The sequence below is a fragment of the Halococcus saccharolyticus DSM 5350 genome (assembly GCF_000336915.1).
Classification (GTDB): Archaea; Halobacteriota; Halobacteria; order Halobacteriales; family Halococcaceae; genus Halococcus; species Halococcus saccharolyticus.
This window is the reverse complement of the sequence record NZ_AOMD01000036.1, coordinates 1-5,474: the sequence shown is the minus strand read 5'-3', so window position 1 is coordinate 5,474 and position 5,474 is coordinate 1. Positions and strand designations below refer to the sequence as shown.

At 64.1% G+C, this 5,474-nt stretch carries 2 protein-coding genes and 3 pseudogenes; all 5 read right to left on the bottom strand.

Translation table 11 applies throughout. The features are described from left to right. Positions 1–356, bottom strand: a pseudogene (locus tag C449_RS17300) (malate synthase); the annotation flags it as partial. A gap of 293 nt (positions 357–649) precedes the next feature. After that, positions 650–1,549, bottom strand: a complete 900-nt coding sequence (locus C449_RS17295; RefSeq protein ID WP_049914426.1) for an NAD(P)-dependent oxidoreductase — start codon at positions 1,547–1,549, stop codon at positions 650–652. A gap of 129 nt (positions 1,550–1,678) precedes the next feature. After that, the gene (gene pyk, locus C449_RS17290; RefSeq protein ID WP_006079343.1) at positions 1,679–3,448 is read right to left on the bottom strand and encodes a pyruvate kinase; all 1,770 of its coding nucleotides are present in this window, start codon (positions 3,446–3,448) and stop codon (positions 1,679–1,681) included. 63 nt (positions 3,449–3,511) lie between these two features. Then, a pseudogene (locus C449_RS17285) lies at positions 3,512–4,526 on the bottom strand (thiamine pyrophosphate-dependent enzyme). Between the two features lie 3 nt (positions 4,527–4,529). Continuing rightward, positions 4,530–5,474: pseudogene (locus C449_RS17280) on the bottom strand (2-oxoacid:acceptor oxidoreductase subunit alpha); the annotation flags it as partial.

The window sequence follows — 5,474 nt, the reverse complement described above, 5'->3', positions numbered from 1 at the left end:
TGCTCGACGGCCCCGTTGTCGGGATCGGCGATGTCGAGCATGTGCTGGAACCCCTGATACCGGGTTTGGGGGCTGTCGCGGTGCCACACCACCCGCGGGTGGATCTCGCTTGGGAACGCCGCGCCGTTCTCCGAGAGGACCTCGATAATATTGTGAGCGCCCTCGTCGCGCATCGAGGGGGCGGTAGCGTCCTCGTTGTCCGGCACCCACACGTCCGGCGCTTCCATCCCGCTGAGCCCGCTTGCGCTCCGCAACATCTTCGCCGAATCCTCCTCGCCTTCCACCGCCGTCGGCGTGGTGAAAAACGTGCGGACGAACTTCCGGTCGTGCAGCCGCTCGTCGTGTCGAGCGGTCATCGCTCGCCTCCGAGACCGTCGCTGACGGGCTGTCCTCGCTGGCTCTTTCCACCTACAGTGTCGTTGACTCTCATATGCCATTATCGACATGGGATGATGTAGTAGTGTATCTTTCGGTATCGATACCCAATCAGCCATTCCTGCCAGTCAAGGTGTCACTGACCCCTGTATCGGTGTTCGATCGGTGGTCAGTCGTCAGCAGGGGTCACCCGACTCGCCATCTCGACATCGGCGGCGTCGAAGCAACGCATACGACAGGCTCGCAGCAAAATAGCCAGATGGGGATCGTCGCTCTACTCCTCGACGCGCGCTTCCTCACCAGCGAGGTCTTCGATGATCTGCATTACTCCCGAGTTGTCGTCGCGTCCTCGATCGGTCGTTTCCATGGCTTTGTAGAGTTCGTGGGCGATTTCGGTCTGTGGCATCGGTGCGCCGAACGCTTCACCGGCATCGGTCGCGATTCGGAGGTCTTTGTACTGGTACGAGGCGAAAAATCCGGGGTCGAAGTTGCCCTGAATCATCCGTGGCGCGCGGTTGTCGAGCGTCCAGCAGCCGGCAGCACCACCACTGATGGCCTCAACGACGGCTTCGAGATCCGCTCCGGCCTTGCTGGCGAAGACGAGGGCCTCGCTCACCCCAACCATCTGTGCGGCGACGACGATCTGGTTGCAGGCCTTCGTCGTCTGACCAGCGCCGTGTGATCCACAGTGGGTCACGGTCTCGCCCATCACCTCGAAGAGGTCCTCGTGTTCGGCAAGTACGGTTTCGTCGCCACCGACCATGATCGAGAGCGTCCCATCGATCGCCCCCTCCTCGCCGCCGCTGATCGGCGCGTCGAGCATGTTCGCGCCCGCCTCATCGATGTCGGCTGCGAGCTCCTCGGTGACCGTCGGTGAGATCGTCGACATGTCGATGACGGTCATCCCCTCGCTCAGTCCGGCGAGAACCCCGTCGTCGTCGCGAACGATGGACTCGACGACCGGCGAGTCCGGCAGACACGTGATGACGGTATCGGTTCGCTCCGCGACTGTCTGCGGGGTGTCGGCCCGTTCGCCACCGTGGTCGACGAGTTCGTCGACTGGCTCTGGCGAGCGGTTGTGACCCACGACCTCGTATCCCGCGTCCACGAGGTTTTTCGACATCGGTAGCCCCATGATTCCAAGCCCGACGAAGCCGACAGTGTTCGGTGCCATATTGGCACACACACAGTCCACCAGTAAAACCTATCGGTAGCAACGTTCACTCCGGGATTCCACCGCAATCAGAGGGAGTTCGCATGGAGTCGAATTCGGTTCGGGTCCGGGTCGGATTCGATCCGCGGATCAGCCAGAGAGTCCAGGAATATCGCCCTCGTAGACGACGCCACGCTCGGCATCGAGCGTCACCGTCGTTCCGTCTTGGAGATCGTCGGGGAGCGCCACGGCGCTCGTCATGGGGAGATCGAGTTCGCGTGCGACGATGGCCGGATAGCCCGTGACGCCCTTGTGGGCGCTGACGATACCCGCGAGCGTCGAGGGGTCGCCGACGAACTCGTCGTCGAAGTCGACTGGGAGCGCCAGTATGGCTCCCGCAGGCAGATCGGTGAGATCGCCATCAGTCGAGTGGTACAGCGGACCGGTGGCGTGTCCCGAAACAACCGGCCGGCCGGAGGCGACGATTTCGGCCGCCACGTGGACTTTGAGCATGTTCGTCGGATTCGCCTGTTCGAGCGCGGTCATCAGACCGGCGAGGACGACCACCGTGTCGCCGGTCGCGACCACGCCGGTGTCGATCGCCGTCTGGACGGCGTTCCGGATGACGACGTCCGCGTTCTCGCTCTGTTCGGTGAGTGGTGCGAACCGGGGACGGACACCCGCCGAAAGCGCGAGCTGCCGGCGGACGTTCTCCGACGGCGTCACCGCAACGATCGGGATGTCGGGCCGGTACTTCGCCGCCTTGCGCGCGGTGTAGCCCGATTCGGTGGCGGCCACGATTGCCGTCGCGTCGATGTCGCGCGCGAGATACCGTGCGGAGCGGGCGAGCACGTCCGTCCGGGAGTCGCCGGGCTCGGGGATGTCCTGTTCGATACGTTCCGCGTACTCGTCGTTTCGCTCGATCTCGCCGACCAGCGTCGCCATCGTCTCGACGACGCGTGCCGGATGGTCGCCAACGGCCGTCTCGCCCGAGAGCATCACCGCATCGGTGCCGTCGAGTACTGCGTTCGCCACGTCCGAGGCCTCCGCACGCGTGGGCCGGCGTGCGTGAGTCATCGAGTCGAGCATCTCCGTCGCCGTGATCACCGGCACTCCCGCGTCGCGACATCGATGGATGATCCGTTTCTGGACGAGCGGCACCGTCTCCAGCGGACACTCCACGCCGAGATCTCCGCGGGCGACCATCACGCCATAGGCTGCCTCGACGATGCCGTCCAGATGGTCGACCGCGTCGGCACGCTCGATCTTGGCGATCACCGGCACGTCCGCGCCGTGGGCTTCGAGCGCTTCGTTGACGGCGTAGACGTCCGCAGCGTCCCGAACGAAACTCGCGGCGACGAAATCGACCCCGTGGTCGGCCGCCAGCGTCAGTTCCCGTCGGTCCGCCTCCGTTATCGGGTCCAACCCGAGGTCGACACCGGGCACGTTGACCCCCTTTCGACTGCCGAGCGTGCCACCGCTCTCGACCGCTGCGACGACGGTGTCGTCCTCGACGCGCCTGACGACGGTTTCGATCCGCCCGTCGTCGAGAAGCAGCCGATCGCCCGGCTCGACGGCCGTGACGTCCACCGAGAGGCCGACGTTCGCCGGGGTCGCGGTGTCGCCGACGGAAAACCGCACCTCCGAGCCCGTTTCGAGTTCGATCGGCTCGTCCAGCGGTGCGGTACGGATCTCCGGCCCCGAGAGATCGAGCAGCACGGCGACGGGCGAGTCGGTCTCCGCGTCGACCGCGCGCACTCGTTCGATGAGGGCCGCGCGATCCTCACGAGTGCCGTGGCTCGCGTTGAGTCGTGCAACCGACATTCCTGTATCGACCAAGCGTTCGATGGTTTGGCGGTCGGCGGACGACGGGCCGAGTGTACAGACGATCTTGGTGTTGTGGAGCTTCGAGGGAGCCATGTCGTTCGTTCTCAGCGAAAATCGTGATCAGAATACGGTGCGTTGAGGGGAGCGCCGATAGCCCTACTTGTGGACGTCGAGGAGGTCGTAGCTACGTTCCCAATCGTAGTCGTCGTCGAAGTACCGCTCGGCGAGGGGATCTTCGGGCATCTCGCCGGTCTGGCGCTTTTCTTCGCCGTAGGATCGGCGGTCTTCGTCGACGTAGAACCGCCCCGTGAGGACTTCGCCCTCGTAGAGTTTGTCCTCGGTTTCGTGCATCATCTCGGCGGCCTCGCGCCGATCCGACACATCGAAGTCGAACTCATCCGATTGCTGAACATCGGTATAGGGGACGTACTGCTTGGCGTCCTTGTTCCAGGTGGGACACTGGGTCAGGAAGTCGACGTGGGCGAACCCGTCATGTTCGATGGCTTCGGCCAGCACCTCGGTCGCCTGGCGGGGGTTCACGGCGGCGGTCCGCGCGACATAGGATGCGCCGGCGGAGAGCGCCATCGAGAGCGGTCGGATGGGGTCTTTGGCCGAGCCGTGGGGCTGGGTTTTGGACTTGTGACCCTTCGGGCTGGTGGGCGAGGTCTGGCCTTTCGTGAGCCCGAAGATCTCGTTGTTGAACACGATGTAGGTCATGTCGTGGTTCTCGCGGGCGGTGTGCATGAAGTGGTTGCCACCGATACCGTAGCCNGATGTAGGTCATGTCGTGGTTCTCGCGGGCGGTGTGCATGAAGTGGTTGCCACCGATACCGTAGCCATCGCCGTCACCACCCGCCGCGATCACCTCCAGACCGGGATTCGCGAGCTTCGCCGCCCGTGCCACGGGCAGCGAGCGGCCGTGAATCGAGTGCACACCGTACGACTCGAAGTAACTCGACAGCTTCCCCGAGCAGCCGATGCCCGTCACCAACAATGTCTCGTCGGGCGTCCGCCCGACTTCGGGCATCGCGCCTTTCAGCGCCTTCAAGACGCCGAAGTCGCCACAGCCCGGACACCACGTCGCCTGGGGTTCGATCCCCGGCGTGAACACCTCGCGGTCGATCTCGTCGTCCTGTGCCGCACTGCCGATCGCGCTGAATGACTTGCTCATGGATTAATCACCTGCCGCCGGTTCGAGCCGAATCTGGGCCGTCGGTGGCTCGCTGCCACCGTTCACTTGGACGTCGAAGCCCTCGACGATCTCGCCCGGCTCGAACGGGTTCCCATTATATTTCAGCAGGCTCGTGAGTTTCTCGCCGAACCGTCCGAGTTCCTTCTGGGTGAGCCCGCGGAACTGTGCGCTCGCGTTCATCTCCACCACCAGACACTCCTTGACCGACTCTAAGAAGTCGGTCACGTCCTGTTCAGGATACGGCATGAGGTCGCTCACGCCGAGCGCCTTTACCGAGTGGCCATCCTCATTCAGACGGTCGACCGCTTCCTCAACGGTGGGCTGCTGACTGCCCCAGACCAAGATCCCATACTCCGCATCGTCGGGACCGTACGCCGTCTGGCGATCGAGGTCGGTACTGTCGAGATCGTCGCGGATGGCATCGAGTTTCCGCAGTCGGCGGTCGGTTTGGGCCACCCGGTTGTCGGGGTCTTCCGAAATATGCCCCTGCGGGGTGTGTTCGTTGCCGGAGGCGAGGTAGCGCCCGCCCTCCTGGCCGGGGATCGACCGGGGACTCACACCATTTTCGGGATCGTGTTGGAAGCGGTTGAACTTCCCCGAAGCGTGGTGGGGAGCCTCTGCGATCTCCTCTTCGGTGAGCGTGCTTCCCAAGTCTGGGTTGGGTTCGCGGTCGAAGTGAGCTTCCGGAACGTTGGTCATCTCGCCGGAGAGTTTCTGATCGATGACGATCACCGCCGGAATCTGGTACTCGTAGGCAACCCGGAACGCCTCGCGCGCCTGGTCGTAACACTCCGCGACGTTGCCGGGCGCGAACACTACCCGGTTGGAGTCGCCCTGACTGGTGTAGAGGACGTGCTCCAGATCGGCCTGTTCGGGTTTGGTGGGCATCCCGGTCGAGGGACCGGCACGCATCGCTTCGACCAGGAC

Bases quoted from the DNA above. Each gene is read 5' to 3' on its own strand.
- pyk (WP_006079343.1), bottom strand. From the start codon at position 3,448: ATGGCTCCCTCGAAGCTCCACAACACCAAGATCGTCTGTACACTCGGC.
- C449_RS17295 (WP_049914426.1), bottom strand. From the start codon at position 1,549: ATGGCACCGAACACTGTCGGCTTCGTCGGGCTTGGAATCATGGGGCTA.